This window comes from Bradyrhizobium macuxiense (assembly GCF_001542415.1).
Taxonomy (GTDB): domain Bacteria; phylum Pseudomonadota; class Alphaproteobacteria; order Rhizobiales; family Xanthobacteraceae; genus Bradyrhizobium; species Bradyrhizobium macuxiense.
The window spans coordinates 193,956-208,479 of sequence record NZ_LNCU01000120.1; the positions used below are offsets into that span (position 1 = coordinate 193,956).

Annotated in this window: 14 protein-coding genes and 1 tRNA gene; 12 read left to right on the plus strand and 3 right to left on the minus strand. The window is 64.7% G+C overall.

The features are described from left to right. On the plus strand, positions 1–474 hold the full coding sequence (locus AS156_RS37705; RefSeq protein ID WP_066515105.1) for a DUF4411 family protein: 474 nt from the start codon (positions 1–3) through the stop codon (positions 472–474). 396 nt (positions 475–870) lie between these two features. Here AS156_RS37705 and AS156_RS37710 read toward each other — a convergent pair whose 3' ends face one another. Further along, positions 871–1,929 (minus strand): polysaccharide deacetylase family protein, encoded by a 1,059-nt coding sequence (locus AS156_RS37710; protein ID WP_066515108.1) that lies wholly within the window; start codon positions 1,927–1,929, stop codon positions 871–873. Between the two features lie 427 nt (positions 1,930–2,356). Here AS156_RS37710 and AS156_RS37715 point away from each other — a divergent pair, with 427 nt between their 5' ends. After that, a complete protein-coding gene (locus AS156_RS37715; RefSeq protein WP_066515114.1) occupies positions 2,357–2,572 on the plus strand; it encodes a hypothetical protein in 216 nt (71 codons plus the stop codon). Between the two features lie 98 nt (positions 2,573–2,670). Here AS156_RS37715 and AS156_RS37720 read toward each other — a convergent pair whose 3' ends face one another. Next, a complete protein-coding gene (locus AS156_RS37720) occupies positions 2,671–4,350 on the minus strand; it encodes an MFS transporter (RefSeq protein ID WP_066515116.1) in 1,680 nt (559 codons plus the stop codon). 138 nt (positions 4,351–4,488) lie between these two features. On the opposite strand from AS156_RS37720, the gene AS156_RS37725 reads away from it, so the two are divergent. The 7 genes from AS156_RS37725 (at position 4,489) to AS156_RS37755 (ending at position 12,438) form a co-directional block, all read left to right on the plus strand. Beyond that, positions 4,489–5,859: a hydrolase gene (locus AS156_RS37725; protein ID WP_066515118.1), complete on the plus strand. Its 1,371-nt coding sequence runs from the start codon at positions 4,489–4,491 to the stop codon at positions 5,857–5,859. 79 nt (positions 5,860–5,938) lie between these two features. Beyond that, positions 5,939–7,324, plus strand: a complete 1,386-nt coding sequence (locus tag AS156_RS37730; protein WP_066515121.1) for a cytochrome P450 — start codon at positions 5,939–5,941, stop codon at positions 7,322–7,324. A gap of 192 nt (positions 7,325–7,516) precedes the next feature. Further along, positions 7,517–8,926: an adenylate/guanylate cyclase domain-containing protein gene (locus AS156_RS37735; protein ID WP_066515123.1), complete on the plus strand. Its 1,410-nt coding sequence runs from the start codon at positions 7,517–7,519 to the stop codon at positions 8,924–8,926. A 107-nt stretch (positions 8,927–9,033) separates the two neighbouring features. Beyond that, complete coding sequence (locus AS156_RS37740) at positions 9,034–9,537, plus strand: tellurite resistance TerB family protein (RefSeq protein ID WP_066515125.1); 504 nt, start codon at positions 9,034–9,036, stop codon at positions 9,535–9,537. Between the two features lie 236 nt (positions 9,538–9,773). Further along, complete coding sequence (locus AS156_RS37745; RefSeq protein ID WP_066515131.1) at positions 9,774–10,553, plus strand: SDR family NAD(P)-dependent oxidoreductase; 780 nt, start codon at positions 9,774–9,776, stop codon at positions 10,551–10,553. Positions 10,554–10,690: 137 nt separating this feature from the next. Beyond that, positions 10,691–11,491, plus strand: coding sequence for a glutamine amidotransferase (locus AS156_RS37750; protein WP_066515234.1), 801 nt, complete (start codon positions 10,691–10,693; stop codon positions 11,489–11,491). Positions 11,492–11,628: 137 nt separating this feature from the next. Continuing rightward, positions 11,629–12,438 carry an enoyl-CoA hydratase gene (locus AS156_RS37755; protein ID WP_066515134.1) on the plus strand — a complete coding sequence of 270 codons (810 nt, stop codon included), beginning with the start codon at positions 11,629–11,631 and terminating at the stop codon, positions 12,436–12,438. A 229-nt stretch (positions 12,439–12,667) separates the two neighbouring features. Here the strand turns inward: AS156_RS37755 and AS156_RS37760 are convergent. After that, positions 12,668–12,743, minus strand: a tRNA-Ala gene (locus AS156_RS37760). A gap of 181 nt (positions 12,744–12,924) precedes the next feature. Here AS156_RS37760 and AS156_RS37765 point away from each other — a divergent pair. The 3 genes from AS156_RS37765 to AS156_RS37775 are packed head-to-tail and all read left to right on the plus strand — an operon-like array spanning position 12,925 to position 14,454. After that, positions 12,925–13,215: a YggT family protein gene (locus AS156_RS37765; RefSeq protein ID WP_066515135.1), complete on the plus strand. Its 291-nt coding sequence runs from the start codon at positions 12,925–12,927 to the stop codon at positions 13,213–13,215. 23 nt (positions 13,216–13,238) lie between these two features. Further along, positions 13,239–13,568, plus strand: a complete 330-nt coding sequence (locus AS156_RS37770; RefSeq protein ID WP_082747951.1) for a DUF167 domain-containing protein — start codon at positions 13,239–13,241, stop codon at positions 13,566–13,568. 1 nt (position 13,569) lies between these two features. Continuing rightward, positions 13,570–14,454, plus strand: coding sequence for a bifunctional methylenetetrahydrofolate dehydrogenase/methenyltetrahydrofolate cyclohydrolase (locus AS156_RS37775; protein WP_066515140.1), 885 nt, complete (start codon positions 13,570–13,572; stop codon positions 14,452–14,454). The last annotated feature ends 70 nt before the right edge of the window (positions 14,455–14,524 follow it).

Sequence of the window (14,524 nt, forward strand, 5' to 3'; positions counted from 1 at the left end):
ATGGCGGTCAAGCCGATCTACAGCGTAGATAGCAGCGCGCTCATTCACGCGTGGCGCAGAGCATATAGGCCGCAGAACTTCGCATTCGTTTGGAAGGGTTTCGACGCGCTCATAGCCGAGGGACGGTTGCGGGCGTCGATGGAAGTCTATCTAGAGCTTGAAAAGAAGGACGATGAACTCTTCGCTTGGTGCAAAGAGCGAAAAGAGACGTTGTTCGTCGAATTGGACGACGCGGTCCAAGCCAGCGTCACCAACATCATGAAGAATCATCCACGGCTCGTGGATACTGTTAAGGGTCGGTCCGCTGCCGACCCGTTTGTCATCGCGCTTGCCGAGACAGGCAAGCCTCAGATGATCGTGTTGACCGAAGAGAAGCCGGGGAAGGTCAGAATCCCCGACGTGTGCAACGCGCGGAACATCAAGTGGAAGAACCTCGCGGACATGATCGAAGACGAAGACTGGAAATCGGGCTAAGCCCTCGCGAGAACCCTCAGCTTTGCGATGCGATCCGCCGCAACGGCCTGTAAAGTGGACTTAATTTCATTCATATTGACGGGGTCGGGGGCCGAATCCCTCTCGCGGCACCAGTCCTTAACTATCCAGCCCGGAGACAGCTGACCGCAGGCTACTTTGCATGGGGTTGTTTTCGATATTTCGGTGGGGGCCGCAGTCGCCGGGCGCGATGGCGCCTTTCCTGAAGGCGCATAAGCCTTTCCACGCTGTCGCTCAAATTCGTGGGTTTGGTCCCGGCAGCGAAGATCGGCCGTGTCGGACCGGGAGAAGGTGGCTGCGATCCACAAACGAAAGCGCCCCTGGACCGAATCCAGGGGCGCTCTGTATTGAGCGGATCGTCTCCGCGAACTCGCGAGCTTACTCCGCGACCGTCTGCACGACGTTGCCGACCGGGCGGCCCGCTGTGTTCGGTTTCTCGATCTTGGTCATCATCGCATCGTATTCAGGCAGCGTCTCTAGCTGGGTCTTCGGCTTCATCCAGACCACCTTGTAGCCGCCCGCCTTCAGCCGGCGCAGCAGCGTCGGCAGGGCTTGCGCGGTGTGCTTCTGCAGATCGTGCATCAGGATGATGCCCTTGCCCTGCTTCTCGAGCTTGGTCATCACGTTCGTGGTCACCTCGTCCGCGCTCTTCGACTTGAAGTCGTTGGAGTCGACGTCGACCGAGAACATCGCGATGTTGCGGGAGCCGAGATAGGCCGTCGTCGCCGGCGTGTGGGCCAGTGCCGGGAAGCGGAAGAACGGAGCGGGGTCGGTGCCGAGCGCGATCTTCACCGCGCTGAAACCCTTCTCGATCTCGTCCTTGGCCTGCTGCTCGGTGATCTTCTTGTTCGCCAGATGCGCATGCGACCAGGTGTGGGCACCGATGGTGTGGCCGGCGGCTAGCACCTGGCGGAGGATATCAGGATGATAGGTGGTGTGCAGGCCGATCGGGAAGAACACCGCCTTGGTGCATTCATCCGCCAGCGCCTTGAGCACGGCCGGCGTGGTCGGCCACGGACCGTCGTCGAAGGTCAGCACAACCTCCTTGTCGGTCAGGAAGTCGTATTGCTTGTACTGCAGGAAGCCGAAGCCGGGGCCGCCTGTGGTGTCGACCACGACGGTGCGGCTGACGCCGAGCGCATCGGGATTGGCGCAGGCCTGCTTGGGCGCGGCCGTGACCGGTGCGGGCACCGCCGCGGGGGCCGGAGCCGCAGCGGGCTGCGCGGTCGGGGCGGTGGCATCGGCGCGCTTCGACAGCGCGGCGGTGGTGTCGACGTCGTCCTTGGCCGCGCCCGCAGGCAGCGGATCGGGCGTACGGGCGGCCACAGTTTGCGGGGGAGAAGCGTCGGCGCGCGGGGAGGAGGTCCAGAACCACACTCCGGCGATCGCAACCGCCGCTACAAGACTGGCCAGCATCAGGCCCAACGCATTACGCATCACTACACATTTCCTCAGAACTCGGGATACGCCACAGCTGTAACGAGCGATTAATGCCAACAAGGTCTTAACGCGGTCCCAACAAGGCGCCGGGAGTCCAAGAAAAAGAGCGCCTTGGCCTTGCGTGATAGCCGTCACAGTCCGGGCAGGCTATCTGCCGTCCGCGGCGGAAACCGCTTCACACTTTTCCGGATCATGCTTTAGTCTTACTGCGTCACGAGCGCCTAAGCCTTCATCTGAGAGGCTGTGAATCTCCGAAACCCGTCATTGCGAGGAGCGATAGCGACGAAGCAATCCATGTTTCCACGTATGCCGCACGATGGATTGCTTCGCTTCGCTCGCAATGACGAGGATGGCGGTCACCCCAAGGACCTTGTGACGCAGTAAGATTAGAACCCGGCGTCGCATTCCTTAGAGGCTTTGAGAGATGACCAGATTTCTGCTTGCCATTGTTCCGCTGGTTCTCGTGGCGTCCGCCGCGTCGGCGCAGCAGCAGGGGCGTGATGCCTGCACGCGCGATGCCACGCGGTTCTGCCGCGCCCATCTCAATGATGGCGACCAGGCCGTGCTGGCTTGCCTGCAGGAGCACCGCGGCCGCCTGACCAAGGCCTGCCAGCGCACGCTGGCCGAGCACGGGCAGTAATTCTGTCGCCGTCATTCCGGGGCGCGCGACAGCGCGAACCCGGAATCTCGAGATTCCGGGTTCATCGCTGACGCGATGCGCCGGAATGACAGTGGGGACTACGTGCTGCTGCCCGCCGCGGTCGCGATCACCGGGAGGACTTCGGTTGCGGCGCGGTCCGGCGTCTCTTCCTTCCAGCGCACCGATCCGAACGGACGCTCCAGCATCCGGCGCACCCGGATCGGTTCGGCGCCGATGTGGAAGTTGGCCGCCTTCTGATGCAATTCCCGCTCGATCTGGGTGGCGCGGTTGCGCTGGCGCAGGAAGTCGAGCCAGGTCGGGCAGTGATAGCGCTCGGTCCAGAGCTCGGGATCGGCGATGTCGCGCGCGATCGACCAGCCATAGGCGCCGTTGCGCTGCCGGCTCAGCTGCACATCCTGCATCACATTGTGGAAGGCGCGGGCGTTGTCCTGCGCCACGCGATACTCGATCTCGACCACCAGCGGCCCGCTGCGCCCGGTGAGTTGCAGCCGCACCTCGGGATCCGCGAGCGCCTCCGCGGCCGCCTCGTTGCGGGCGCCGACCGGCGGCATCCTGAGCCAGATGCCGAGCAGCGGCGACAGCAGCATCAGGCCGGCGGAGATCAACAGCGCGATCTCGACACCAGCGACATCGGTGATGCGGCCCCAGCCCCAGCTTCCGATCGCGATGCCGCCTGCGATCGAGGCCTGGAAGGCGGCAAGCGAGCGGCCCGCCACCCAGCGCGGCGCCGAGAGCTGCACGCCGATATTGAACAGCGCGACCGCGAGCATCCACGCCGCGCCGGCAATGACCAGTGCGGCGGCCGTGATCACCGGCTGCTTGCTCAGCGCAACGCCTGCGATAGCGCCGCCCATCATCAGCGTGCAGGCGCGGATCGCGGCCTCGCCGCTGAGACGGCGCCTGATCTCGCTGATGTTGAGCGCGCCGATCACGGCGCCCATGCCGAACGCGCCGAGCATGATGCCGTAGGTCTGCGCGCCGCCGTGCAGCAGGTCGCGCGCCACCAGCGGCATCAGTGCCGAGACCGAGCCGCCGATGATGCCGGTGACCATGGTGCGGGTCAGCACGATCTTGATCGACGGCGAATTGGTGATGTAGCGCACACCAGAGACGATGGCGCGGTTCAGCCGCTCGCGTGGCAGCCGCGACGGCTCGCTGACGCGATTCCACAGGAACAGCACCACCAGCAGCGGCAGATACAGCACGGCGTTGGCAGCGAACGCCGCAACCGCGCCGGCTGCCGCAACTACGATGCCGCCGATCGCAGGCCCGAAGCTGCGTGCGATATTGTAGCTGATGCCGTTGAGCGCGACGGCGGCGGGCAGCGTTTCGGTCGGCACCTGCTCGCTGACCGAAGACTGCCAGGCCGGCCCGAACAGCGCCATGCCGCTGCCGACGACGAAGCACAGCGCGAGCAGGATGTTCGGCGTCACCAGATTGAGCCATGCCAGCACCGTCAGCGTGGTGGCGCCGGAGAGCGCGATCGCCAGCGACACCAGCGCGACGATGCGGCGGTCATGCATGTCGGCGATGGCGCCGGCCGGCATCGAGATCAACATCACCGGCAGCATGAGCGCGGTCTGCACCAGCGCGACCTTGTCGGCCTCCGGCGTCATCTGCGTCATGGCCCAGGCGGCGCCGACCCCCTGGATCAGGATGCCCAGATTGGAGAGGAGGCTGGCGAGCCAGATCCGTCTGAAAATTGAGTGCCGCAACGGCGCAGTGATACTGTCGGTACGCGTCGACGGTTCGGTCATATCCGGTTCCGTGGGACCTGCTATGGCTTGCTGATGATTCCGGCAGCATCAACTGATGCCTGCGAAAAGCGTGCCCTGTCCAGCAATTCCCGGCACAAGGCACAGCTAAAGGACTGAAAGGCTTGGGGGAAGGGGACCATGGACCTGTCGCGACGGACGATTCTGAAGGGGGCCGGCGCCCTGTCCCTGCTCGGGAGCCGCCTCGGCACCTCGGCCCTGGCGCAACCGGCGCCTGCGGGGCCAGGCGCGGACCTCCCGCCGATCCTGTTCGTCCACGGCAATGGCGATCAGGCGCCGCTCTGGGTCACGACGATCTGGCGGATGGAATCCAACGGCGTGCCGCGCGAGAGACTGTTCGCGATCAATTTCACCGATCCGCTGGCGCGCACCGACGACAAGGTGGAGCAGGCCAACCGCTCCTCGACGGAGGACCAGCGCCGCGAGCTCGGCGAGGCGATCGCCGCGCTGAAGCAGAGAGCCGGCGCCGCGCGCGTCGCGCTGGTCGGCAATTCGCGCGGCGGCTACGCGATCCGCAATTACATCAAGAACGGCGGTGGCGGCGACGTCAGCCATGCCGTGCTCTGCGGCACACCGAACCATGGCGTGTATGCCTGGGACGACGGGCTCGGCAACGAGTTCAACGGCCGCGGCCCGTTCCTGCGTGGTCTGAACGACGGCGACAGCGAAGTGACGGCGGGCACCGCGTTCCTGACGCTGCGCAGCGACGGGCTCGACAAATTCGCCCAGGCCGATGGCCGCTTCGTCGGCAAGTCCGGAACGCCCACCAACGTCACGGCCGATGGACCTGCCCTGAAGGGCGCCACCAACCTGGTGCTCGGCGCCCTCGATCATCGCGAGACCGCGTATCATCCGCGCGCCTTCCGCGAGATCTACAAATTCATCGCAGGTCGTGAGCCTTCGCGGATCGACATCGTGCCGGAGCCGACGGTGAAGTTGAGTGGCCTCGTCACGGCCACGCCCGGCGGCGTGCCGACCAATCGTCCGGTGTCGGGCGCGTCGGTCGACATCTATCGTGTCTCGGCAGACACGGGCGAACGCATCGGCGGACCGCTGCACAGCTCGCAAACCAGCGCGGACGGCCGCTGGGGCCCGGCGCAGGTCGATCCCTCCTGGCCGCTCGAATTCGTGCTGACCTCGCCCGGCGCGCTGACGACGCATGTCTATCGCTCGCCGTTCCCGCGCTCGTCCGACATCGTGCATCTGCGCGCGGCGCGGCCGCTCCTGCCTGCCGATGCCGGTGCGGGCGCCATCGTGCTGATGTCGCGGCCGCGCGGCTATTTCGGCCTGCCGCGCGATATCGTGCTGCTCGACGGCAAGGAGCCTTCCGACGTGAAGCCGGGTGTGCCGACGGATTCGGTGACGACGCTGCGGCTGCCGGCGGCGGAGGTCGGCCGTCCGGTGGTCGGCGTCTTCAACCTGGAGCGGATCGTGGCGCGGACCTGGCCGGCATCGGAGAACCGGATTGCGATTGCCGAGCTGACCTACTAGCTCTTGTTGTGGTCCGTGCCTTCACGGCGCCGGGATTGCGTGCCTGGATCTGTTGTCGCGATAGACTGGAGCGAGGACCATGAGCATAGCCGAAGTCTACGACATGACGGTCACGCGGCAGCCTTTGGTGCCGCCGGCCCCGCCACGCGCGCCCGACGACATGACCGCACTCCAGCGAATGCGGGTGATGCGCAACTCACCGATCGAGACCTGGGGCAAGCGCGCATACCAGGACGACATCGTCCAGGGCCGCTTCCTCAGCCACAGCAGTTTCATCTTCAACACGCCGGATGCGATCCGGCATGTGCTGGTCGACAATTACGAGAACTACAGCCGCACGCCCGCCGGCCTTCGCGTGCTGCGCCCGATGCTCGGCCAGGGACTTCTGATCGCCGAGGGGCGCGCGTGGAAACATCAACGCCGCACGCTGGCGCCGGCGTTCACGCCGCGCGCGGTGATGACGCTCGTGCCCACCATGATCGCGGCGACCGACGAGACGATCGCCAAGCTGAAGGCTGCGAGCAACGGGCCGGTCGATCTGCGCGAGGCGATGCAGCGGATGACGCTCGAGATCGCCGGCCGCACCATGTTCTCGTTCGGCATGGAGCGTCACGGCGCCACGCTACGCGACTTCGTCATGGAGTATGGCGACACGCTGGCCCGGCCGCATATGCTGGACCTGATCCTGCCGCTCGGCTGGCCGACCCCGCAGGATTTCCGCCGCGCCCGCTTCCGAAAGCGCTGGACAGCATTCGTCGGCCAGCTGATGGCCGAGCGCCGCGCCGCCGGGAAGAGCGACAACGGGCCGGCCCGCGACCTGTTCGACCTGATGCAGGCCGCGCGCGATCCCGAAACCGGCGATGCTTTCACCGATGCCCAGCTCGGTGACCAGGTCGCGACCATGATCCTGGCAGGTCACGAGACGACAGCGACCGCGCTGTTCTGGGCTCTCTATCTGTTGGCGCTGGATTCCGCGACGCAGGAACAGCTGGCAGCAGAAGTCAGGAGCGTGGCGGCAGCTGGCACGCTCGACCTTGAGAGCCTGAAATTCACCCGCGCGGTGATCGACGAGACCATGCGGCTTTATCCGCCGGCATTTCTGATCGCGCGCGCCGCCGGTGGTCCCGACACCATCGCGGGCCTTCCGGTCAGGAAGCATGACGTGATCCTGATCGCGCCGTGGCTGTTGCATCGCCACGAAAAGTTGTGGCGCGATCCTAATGCGTTCGTGCCGGCGCGATTCATGACCGGAACGCCGCCTGATCGCTTTGCCTATCTGCCGTTCGGCGTCGGCCCGCGCGTCTGCATCGGCGCGCATTTTGCGCTGGTCGAAGCGACGCTCGCGCTTGCGAAGATCATCGGCACATTCCGCATCGCACTGGCGGACAAGGAGCCGGTGATCCCGATCGGCGTGGTGACGACCCAGCCGGACCGCTCTCCGATGTTCGCAATCACGCCGCGTTAGCCCTTGCGCGACGACCTGCGGGTGCTCATCTAAACCTGACGCGATCAGGTTGAACTTCGTCGCACTTCGGCTTTGCGCTCGGGCGCGATCCCTGCGCAAACGCTTTACGTCTGTTGCAACGTCACACGGCTTCACATTTTTGCGCTAGAATGATGCGGCCCCTCCGGGGCCGGATCACGCTTGAGGTCCACCATGAGCGATACGCAGGCCCAATTCGCAGTCCTCAGGCAGACGGCTGATCCGGCCGTCGCCGACGCCATGCAGCAGCTGATCATCGATGGTCATGATCGCGAGCTCAATCGCATCAACCTGCTGGACTTCTCCAACCGCACCGGACTCGATCAGGAGAAGGTGATCTCCGGCTTCCTGCATGCCTCGCGGCTCGGCCTGTTCGACATGAGCTGGAACGTGCTGTGCCCGGGCTGCGGCGGCGTGCTCGACGCGCACGCGACGCTGAAGTCGCTGCGCCACGACGACTACAATTGCGCACTGTGTGCCTGCGGCTATGAGGCGTCCGTAGATGAACTGGTCGAAGTCGCTTTCACGGTCAGTCCGCGGGTCCGCCGGATCGCAGCACACGATCCCAACACACTGCCGATCTGGGAATATTTCCGGCAAATGTTCTGGAGCTCGGGCATTGACCTCGACGAAGGCTCGCTTTCGACTCTGATCAACGAAGTGACGCTCGAGGGACTCGAGCTGCCACCCGGCGAGAAAGCGATCCTGTCGCTCCATCTGCCCAACGAATTCGTCATCGTGTTCGAGCCGGTGACGCATTCGGCGCACTTCTTTGCCGTTGAAGGCGAGCCGACCACCGAGCGTCAGCAGTTTTCGGTCGCGTTCAACAAACTGCAGGCGCCGACCGGCACCTCGACCATGCGACCGGGGCCGCTGCGGCTCTCGCTGGAGAACCAGGCGGACGTTCGCGTGCTGCCCTCAGTCTGGATCGCGGGTGAGCCGCTGCACAAGCTGCTCGGCAAGCGCAAGCCGATCCTCACCGCGAAGCGGATGTTGTCGAACCAGACTTTTCGCGATGTGTTCAAGGCCGACAATCTCAACGTCGACCAGCGGCTGAAGATCACCGCGCTGACCTTCCTGTTCACCGATCTCAAGGGCTCCACGGCGCTCTATGAGCGTGTCGGCGATCTCGCCGCGTTCGATCTGGTGCGCGCGCATTTCCATGCGCTGCTCGAGATCATCGCGTCCCAGCACGGTGCTGTCGTGAAGACCATCGGCGATGCGGTGATGGCGACGTTCATCAAGCCGGAAGACGCGCTGTCGGCGGGCTTGCGCATGCGCGCCGCGATGAAGAAGCTCAATGCCGAGCGCGGCAGGGAGGATCTGATTGTCAAGATCGGCATTCACGAAGGTCCCTGCCTGGCAGTGATGCTGAACGAACGGCAGGACTATTTCGGGCAGACTGTGAACATCGCATCGCGGGTGCAGAGCCTGTCGACGTCGCAGGAAATTCATCTCACCCAGCCGGTGATGGAATCGCCGGAGGTCGCGGGCATTCTGGATCGCGCGGCAATCAAGCCGATCCAGAAGGAGGCGGCGCTGCGCGGAATCGCCGACAAGCTCGTGGTCTACGAGATACCGTAGTCGAGATTGCCGAAACGTAATGCTTTTGCGGGAACCGACGCCGATTGCGCCGGTTCTGTTTCCGCGCCATATAGATTTTCATCAGGCTTCATTCAACAGAGAGAGCGATGCTCGACGGACTCCGCCAATTCATTGCCGATATCGTGTCCCCCGATGCGCAGACCGATCGGACCTTCGACGATAGCGATTATCGTCTGGCGGCGACCGCGCTGCTGGTTCACGTCGTGTCGCTGGACGGCGAGCCGACCGAGGTCGAGAAGCGCAAGCTGCACAGCTTGATCGAGAGCCGTTTCCAGCTCGATCCCGGCACTGCGGGCAAGCTGATCGCCTCGGCTATGCGGGTCGAGGGCGAGGCGGTCGATCTCTATCACTTTACCAGTGTGATCATGCGTTCGGTGAACGAGGAGGGACGGCTGCGCATCGTCGAGATGATGTGGGAATTGGTCTATGCCGACGGCCAGGTCAGCGAGTTCGAGGACAACGTGGTCTGGCGTGCGGCGGACCTGCTCGGCATTTCCTCGCGCGACCGCATCGATCTCAAGCATCGCGTCGCCGAGAAACAGGCGGAGCTGCCGAAAGGCCCGTGGGGCACGGCGGACGCGGCAATCTGACACGCCCCCCGATTGGGCCCGGACATCATCTCACCAACGTCACAGATGACGAAACTTTAATGTGCGTTGTGGCATGCCGTGATCATGGGCGATGCGCCTGAAATCCCGGCGTTTCATTCCAGGCGTGCGCACGGCCGCTTGTCGACATGCTTACGGGTGGCTTGCGTCCCACCGCATGCCTATGCTCTCGTCGCACCCGTTCGAGACCTCTCTGGAATTTGAAATAAGAGTTTATCGTGACCGAGCGTGTGACGCTGATTACCGGGGCATCGGCGGGCATAGGCACCGAACTGGCGCGCGTATTTGCATCGAATGGTCACCGTGTGGCGCTGGTGGCGCGGCGTGCCGATCGCCTGAAAGCGCTCGCTGATGAGCTCAGCGGCAAGGGCAGCGCAGCGCCGATCGTGATCCCTTGCGATCTCCAGGAGCCGGACGCCGGCGACAGGATCGCGAAGGCGCTGACCGAGGCCGGGGTCGAGATCGAGTATCTCGTCAACAATGCCGGCTTTGGCCTGTTCGGCCTCGCCGTCAAAAGCGATCGCGCAGAGCAGCTCAATATCATCACGGTCAACATCCGCGCGCTGACCGATCTGTCGCTGCGCTTTGCCGACCAGCTGATCCGCAACCGCGGCGGCATCCTCAATCTCGGCTCGATCGCCGGATTCCTGCCGGGGCCCGGCATGGCGGTCTACTACGCCAGCAAGGCCTATGTGCTGTCGTTCTCGGAGGCGCTGCGCTGCGAACTGGCGCCGCAGGGCGTGCGCGTCACTGTAGTATGCCCCGGTCCCGTGCCGTCCGAGTTCCAGGCACGTGCCGGCTTTGCGCCCGGTTTCGATTCCGCCATCCTTGACGTTTCGCCGGCGAAGGTCGCCCAGCAGGCCTATCGTGGCTTGATGGCCAACAAGCGCGCCGTGTTGCCCGGCCCCTTCATCAAGCTCGTGCCGTTCCTGCTCCGCCTGTTTCCGCGCTCCTTCATTCTGACCGCGGTCGGCGGTTTTCAGCTCCGCAAGCGGTGATCTGATCCCTGTTGTTTTCAGATTGTTTCTGGCCCGGGCCTTGCTTCGGGAGCGTGCGGGCGTGCGCAAGCTCACACGATATTAAGAATCACTTAGCTATGCTCTCGCCTTACGTGCCGAATCCTTAAGCAGAGATGATGTCGTTCCGGTCGGACCAATCCAGCGTCGTGGTGCCCTTCGCAAATCGAAGGCCGGCCCCGGTCACGCCGGAACCGATCCCGATGCGACCCGTGCTGATCGTGCTGCATCAGGAGACGTCGACCCCCGGGCGGATCGGCAACGCCCTGCGCGCGCTGGGGTATCCCCTGGATATCCGCCGCCCGCGCTTCGGCGATGCGCTGCCTGAGACCCTCGATGAACATGCCGGCGCGGTGATCTTCGGCGGCCCGATGAGCGCCAACGATCCCGACGATTACGTGCGTCGCGAGATCGACTGGATCGCGGTGCCGCTGCGCGAGCAGCGGCCGTTCCTGGGCATCTGCCTCGGCGCTCAGATGCTGGCGCGACAGCTCGGTGCCGTAGTCGCGCCGCATCCGCAAGGGCGCGTCGAGGTCGGCTACTATCCGATCAGTCCGACGGACGCAGGCCGCGCGCTTTGCCCGAACTGGCCGGCGCGCGTCTACCACTGGCACGGCGAAGGATTTCAATTGCCTGACGGCGCGGAGCTGCTCGCCGCGGGCGACGACTTTCCGACGCAGGCGTTCCAGTTCGACAATGCCTTTGGCCTGCAATTCCATCCCGATGTCACCTACGCGATGATGCATCGCTGGACCACGCGCGGTTGCGTGCGCATGGATTCACCCGGCGCGCAGCCGCGCGATCTGCACTTCGCGCAGCGCGCCGTCTACGATGCCGCCGAGCGCGCGTGGCTGAAGCATTTCATCGATGGCTGGATCGCGCGCGTGCCGCGCACGGTGATGCTGCAAGCCGCAGAATAGCCGCGGCGCGGAATATCGCGTGCAGCGGCCTGCGCCTTTTCATTTCTGTAGATGTGTTAGTGTTGTGGGCAACGGCCGGTGCCGCTGCGGAAAATCCCGGTGCGCGCCGATAACGACAAAACCACAGGGAGATCGCCGTGAGCTACGAACACATCCTCTACGACGTCAGCGACAGGATCGCGACCATCACGCTCAACCGGCCCGATCGCATGAATGCGTGGACCGCGATCATGGAGCGCGATGTCCGCCACGCGATGGAGGCTGCGGCCAACGACGACAATGTGCGCGTCATCGTGCTGACCGGTGCGGGCCGCGGGTTCTGCGCCGGCGCCGACATGGAGGCGCTGAAGGGTATTGATCCCAACGAGGTCCGGCGCGGCGAGAGCATTCCGTTCGACATGAACCGCCGGGCCGACTGGCAGACGCGCTACGCCTATTATCCCGCAATCAGGAAGCCCGTCATCGCGATGCTCAACGGCGCCACCGCCGGCATCGGCCTGGTCCATGTGCTCTATTGCGATCTGCGCTTCGCAGCTGACACCGCAGTGTTCACGACGGCGTTCGCGCGTCGCGGCCTGATCGCCGAGCATGGCATCAGCTGGATGCTGCCGCGGCTGGTCGGCCATGCCAACGCGCTCGATCTCCTGATGTCCGCGCGACGCGTGTCGGCCGAAGAGGCGCTGCGCATCGGCCTCGTCAACCGGCTCTGTGCACCGGACCGGTTGCGCGAGGAAACCTACGCCTATGCCCGCGATCTCGCCGATTTCGTCTCGCCGAGCGCGATGGCGACAATCAAGCGCCAGCTCTACGACGTGCCGTTCCAGACGCTGGCCGAAGCCACCATCGACGCCAACCGCGAGATGCAGATCTCGCTCAAGAGCAACGATTTCAAGGAGGGCGTCGCAAGCTTCGTGGAGAAGCGGCCGCCGCGATTTACGGGGACGTGAGGGGGAAATTGCCAGATAAAGTCCGGCTTCGCCGGTTGGGCTTCGCCGGACATCACGCTTCGCTCTTCCGGCTCTGCGTGGCTGCGCCACGCGTAGCTCTTGGAGGTCTAGGAAAGAGACTCTTGAAACAGTCCGTCTTCGCCCTGCGGGCTACGCCGGACACCACGCTTCGCCCTTCGGGCTCTGCGTGGCTGCGCCACGCGTAGCCCGAAGGGCGAAGGGCGAAGCGTGGTGGAGCCAGGCGGGATCGAACCGCCGACCTCGTCATTGCGAACGACGCGCTCTCCCAGCTGAGCTATGGCCCCATCGCGGCCGGGTTATGCTGAGTGTCCCGGCCGACAGTCGGGCGCCATTTACAGTCCCACCCCAGGTCAAGTCAAGAACGGTGAAACTGCGGTTTTCGGCCCGGCGGCCGGGCAAGTTCCCTTGTTTGCGGGGGAATGAACCGATATCTAGCAGATTGTCCTACCTGCGAGCCCCCACCACATGCGCGCCGTCCTCGACATCGTCATCATCGTCCTTGACCTCTATGTCTGGCTCCTGATCGCTTCCGCGATCCTGTCATGGCTGGTCGCCTTCAATGTGGTCAACACGCGCAACCAGTTCGTCTCCGCGGTGGCCGAGTTCCTGTACCGGATCACCGAGCCGGTGCTGCGGCCGATTCGCAACGTGATGCCGAATCTGGGCGGGCTCGATATCTCGCCGATCATCGTGATCCTGATCATCATGTTTATCGAGCGGGTGATCATGTATTACATCTATCCCAACGTCATCTGACCCTTCTCGATGGACCTCCGTTGATGGACCCTTGGCGCTATTCAACCGAGGGTATCAGCATCGCGGTGCGCGTGACGCCGCGCGGCGGCCGCGACGCCATCGACGGGATTGAAACGCTGGCGAACGGCCGGTCGGTCGTGAAGGTGAGGGTGCGCGCCATTGCCGATGGCGGTGAGGCCAACCGCGCGGTGACCGAGCTGCTTGCCAAAGCGCTTGGCGTGCCCAAAGCCAGGGTGAAAATCCTGTCCGGCGCCACCTCGCGGCTGAAGCAGGTGGCCGTCGACGGCGACCCGAAGGGGCTGGGCGAGACCTTGCGGAAGCTGGCCGCCTCGCGAGAGACAAAAAAGGACTGATATGACTGCCCGGATCATCGACGGAAAGGCCATTGCCGCCGAGCTGCGCACCCGCGTCGCCGACGAGGTCGCCCGCGTCAAGCGCGACCACGAGCTCACGCCCGGGCTCGCCGTCGTGCTGGTCGGCAACGATCCGGCGAGCGAGGTCTATGTCCGCAGCAAGCACACCCAGACCCAGGCCGCCGGCATGGCCTCCTTCGAGCACAAGCTGCCGGCGGATGTCTCGCAGGACGATCTGCTGGCGCTGATCGCCCGCCTCAACCGCGATCCGCTGGTGCACGGCATCCTGGTCCAGCTGCCGCTGCCGAAATCCCTGCACACCGAAACCATCATCAATGCGATCGATCCCGCCAAGGACGTCGACGGCCTGCACCCGAACAATGCCGGACGGCTCGCGGGCGGCTTAGCCGCGCTGTCGCCCTGCACGCCGCTCGGCTGCATCATCCTGACCAAGAGCGTGCATCCCTCCATCGAGGGCATGAACGCGATCGTGGTCGGCCGCTCCAATCTGGTCGGCCGTCCGCTGGTGCAATTGCTGCTGAACGAGAACGCGACGGTGACGATCGCGCATTCGCGCTCGCGCGATCTGCCCAAGCTCGTTGCCCAGGCCGATCTGGTCTACGCCGCGGTCGGCCGGCCCGAGATGGTGCGCGGTGACTGGTTGAAGCCGGGCGCGACCGTGATCGATGTCGGCATCAACCGCATTCCGGTGCCTGGGGGTAAGCCGAAGCTGGTCGGCGATGTCGCCTTCCAGGAGGCGCTCAACGTTGCCGGCGCGATCACGCCGGTGCCGGGCGGCGTCGGTCAGATGACGGTCGCGTGCCTCCTGGTGAACACGCTGCGTGCCGCCTGCGCGATCCAGGGGCTGCCGGCGCCGGCGGCGTAGCAAAGGGCGAACTACTTCGGCCGTCATTGCGAGGAGCGAAGCGACGAAGCAATCCACGACGCGACAAGCG

Bases quoted from the DNA above. Each gene is read 5' to 3' on its own strand.
- AS156_RS37705 (WP_066515105.1), top strand. From the start codon at position 1: ATGGCGGTCAAGCCGATCTACAGCGTAGATAGCAGCGCGCTCATTCAC.
- AS156_RS37710 (WP_066515108.1), bottom strand. From the start codon at position 1,929: ATGCGTAATGCGTTGGGCCTGATGCTGGCCAGTCTTGTAGCGGCGGTT.
- AS156_RS37740 (WP_066515125.1), top strand. From the start codon at position 9,034: ATGCTCGACGGACTCCGCCAATTCATTGCCGATATCGTGTCCCCCGAT.
- AS156_RS37775 (WP_066515140.1), top strand. From the start codon at position 13,570: ATGACTGCCCGGATCATCGACGGAAAGGCCATTGCCGCCGAGCTGCGC.
- AS156_RS37725 (WP_066515118.1), top strand. From the start codon at position 4,489: ATGGACCTGTCGCGACGGACGATTCTGAAGGGGGCCGGCGCCCTGTCC.
- AS156_RS37720 (WP_066515116.1), bottom strand. From the start codon at position 4,350: ATGACCGAACCGTCGACGCGTACCGACAGTATCACTGCGCCGTTGCGG.
- AS156_RS37770 (WP_082747951.1), top strand. From the start codon at position 13,239: ATGGACCCTTGGCGCTATTCAACCGAGGGTATCAGCATCGCGGTGCGC.
- AS156_RS37715 (WP_066515114.1), top strand. From the start codon at position 2,357: ATGACCAGATTTCTGCTTGCCATTGTTCCGCTGGTTCTCGTGGCGTCC.
- AS156_RS37765 (WP_066515135.1), top strand. From the start codon at position 12,925: ATGCGCGCCGTCCTCGACATCGTCATCATCGTCCTTGACCTCTATGTC.
- AS156_RS37730 (WP_066515121.1), top strand. From the start codon at position 5,939: ATGAGCATAGCCGAAGTCTACGACATGACGGTCACGCGGCAGCCTTTG.
- AS156_RS37735 (WP_066515123.1), top strand. From the start codon at position 7,517: ATGAGCGATACGCAGGCCCAATTCGCAGTCCTCAGGCAGACGGCTGAT.
- AS156_RS37750 (WP_066515234.1), top strand. From the start codon at position 10,691: ATGTCGTTCCGGTCGGACCAATCCAGCGTCGTGGTGCCCTTCGCAAAT.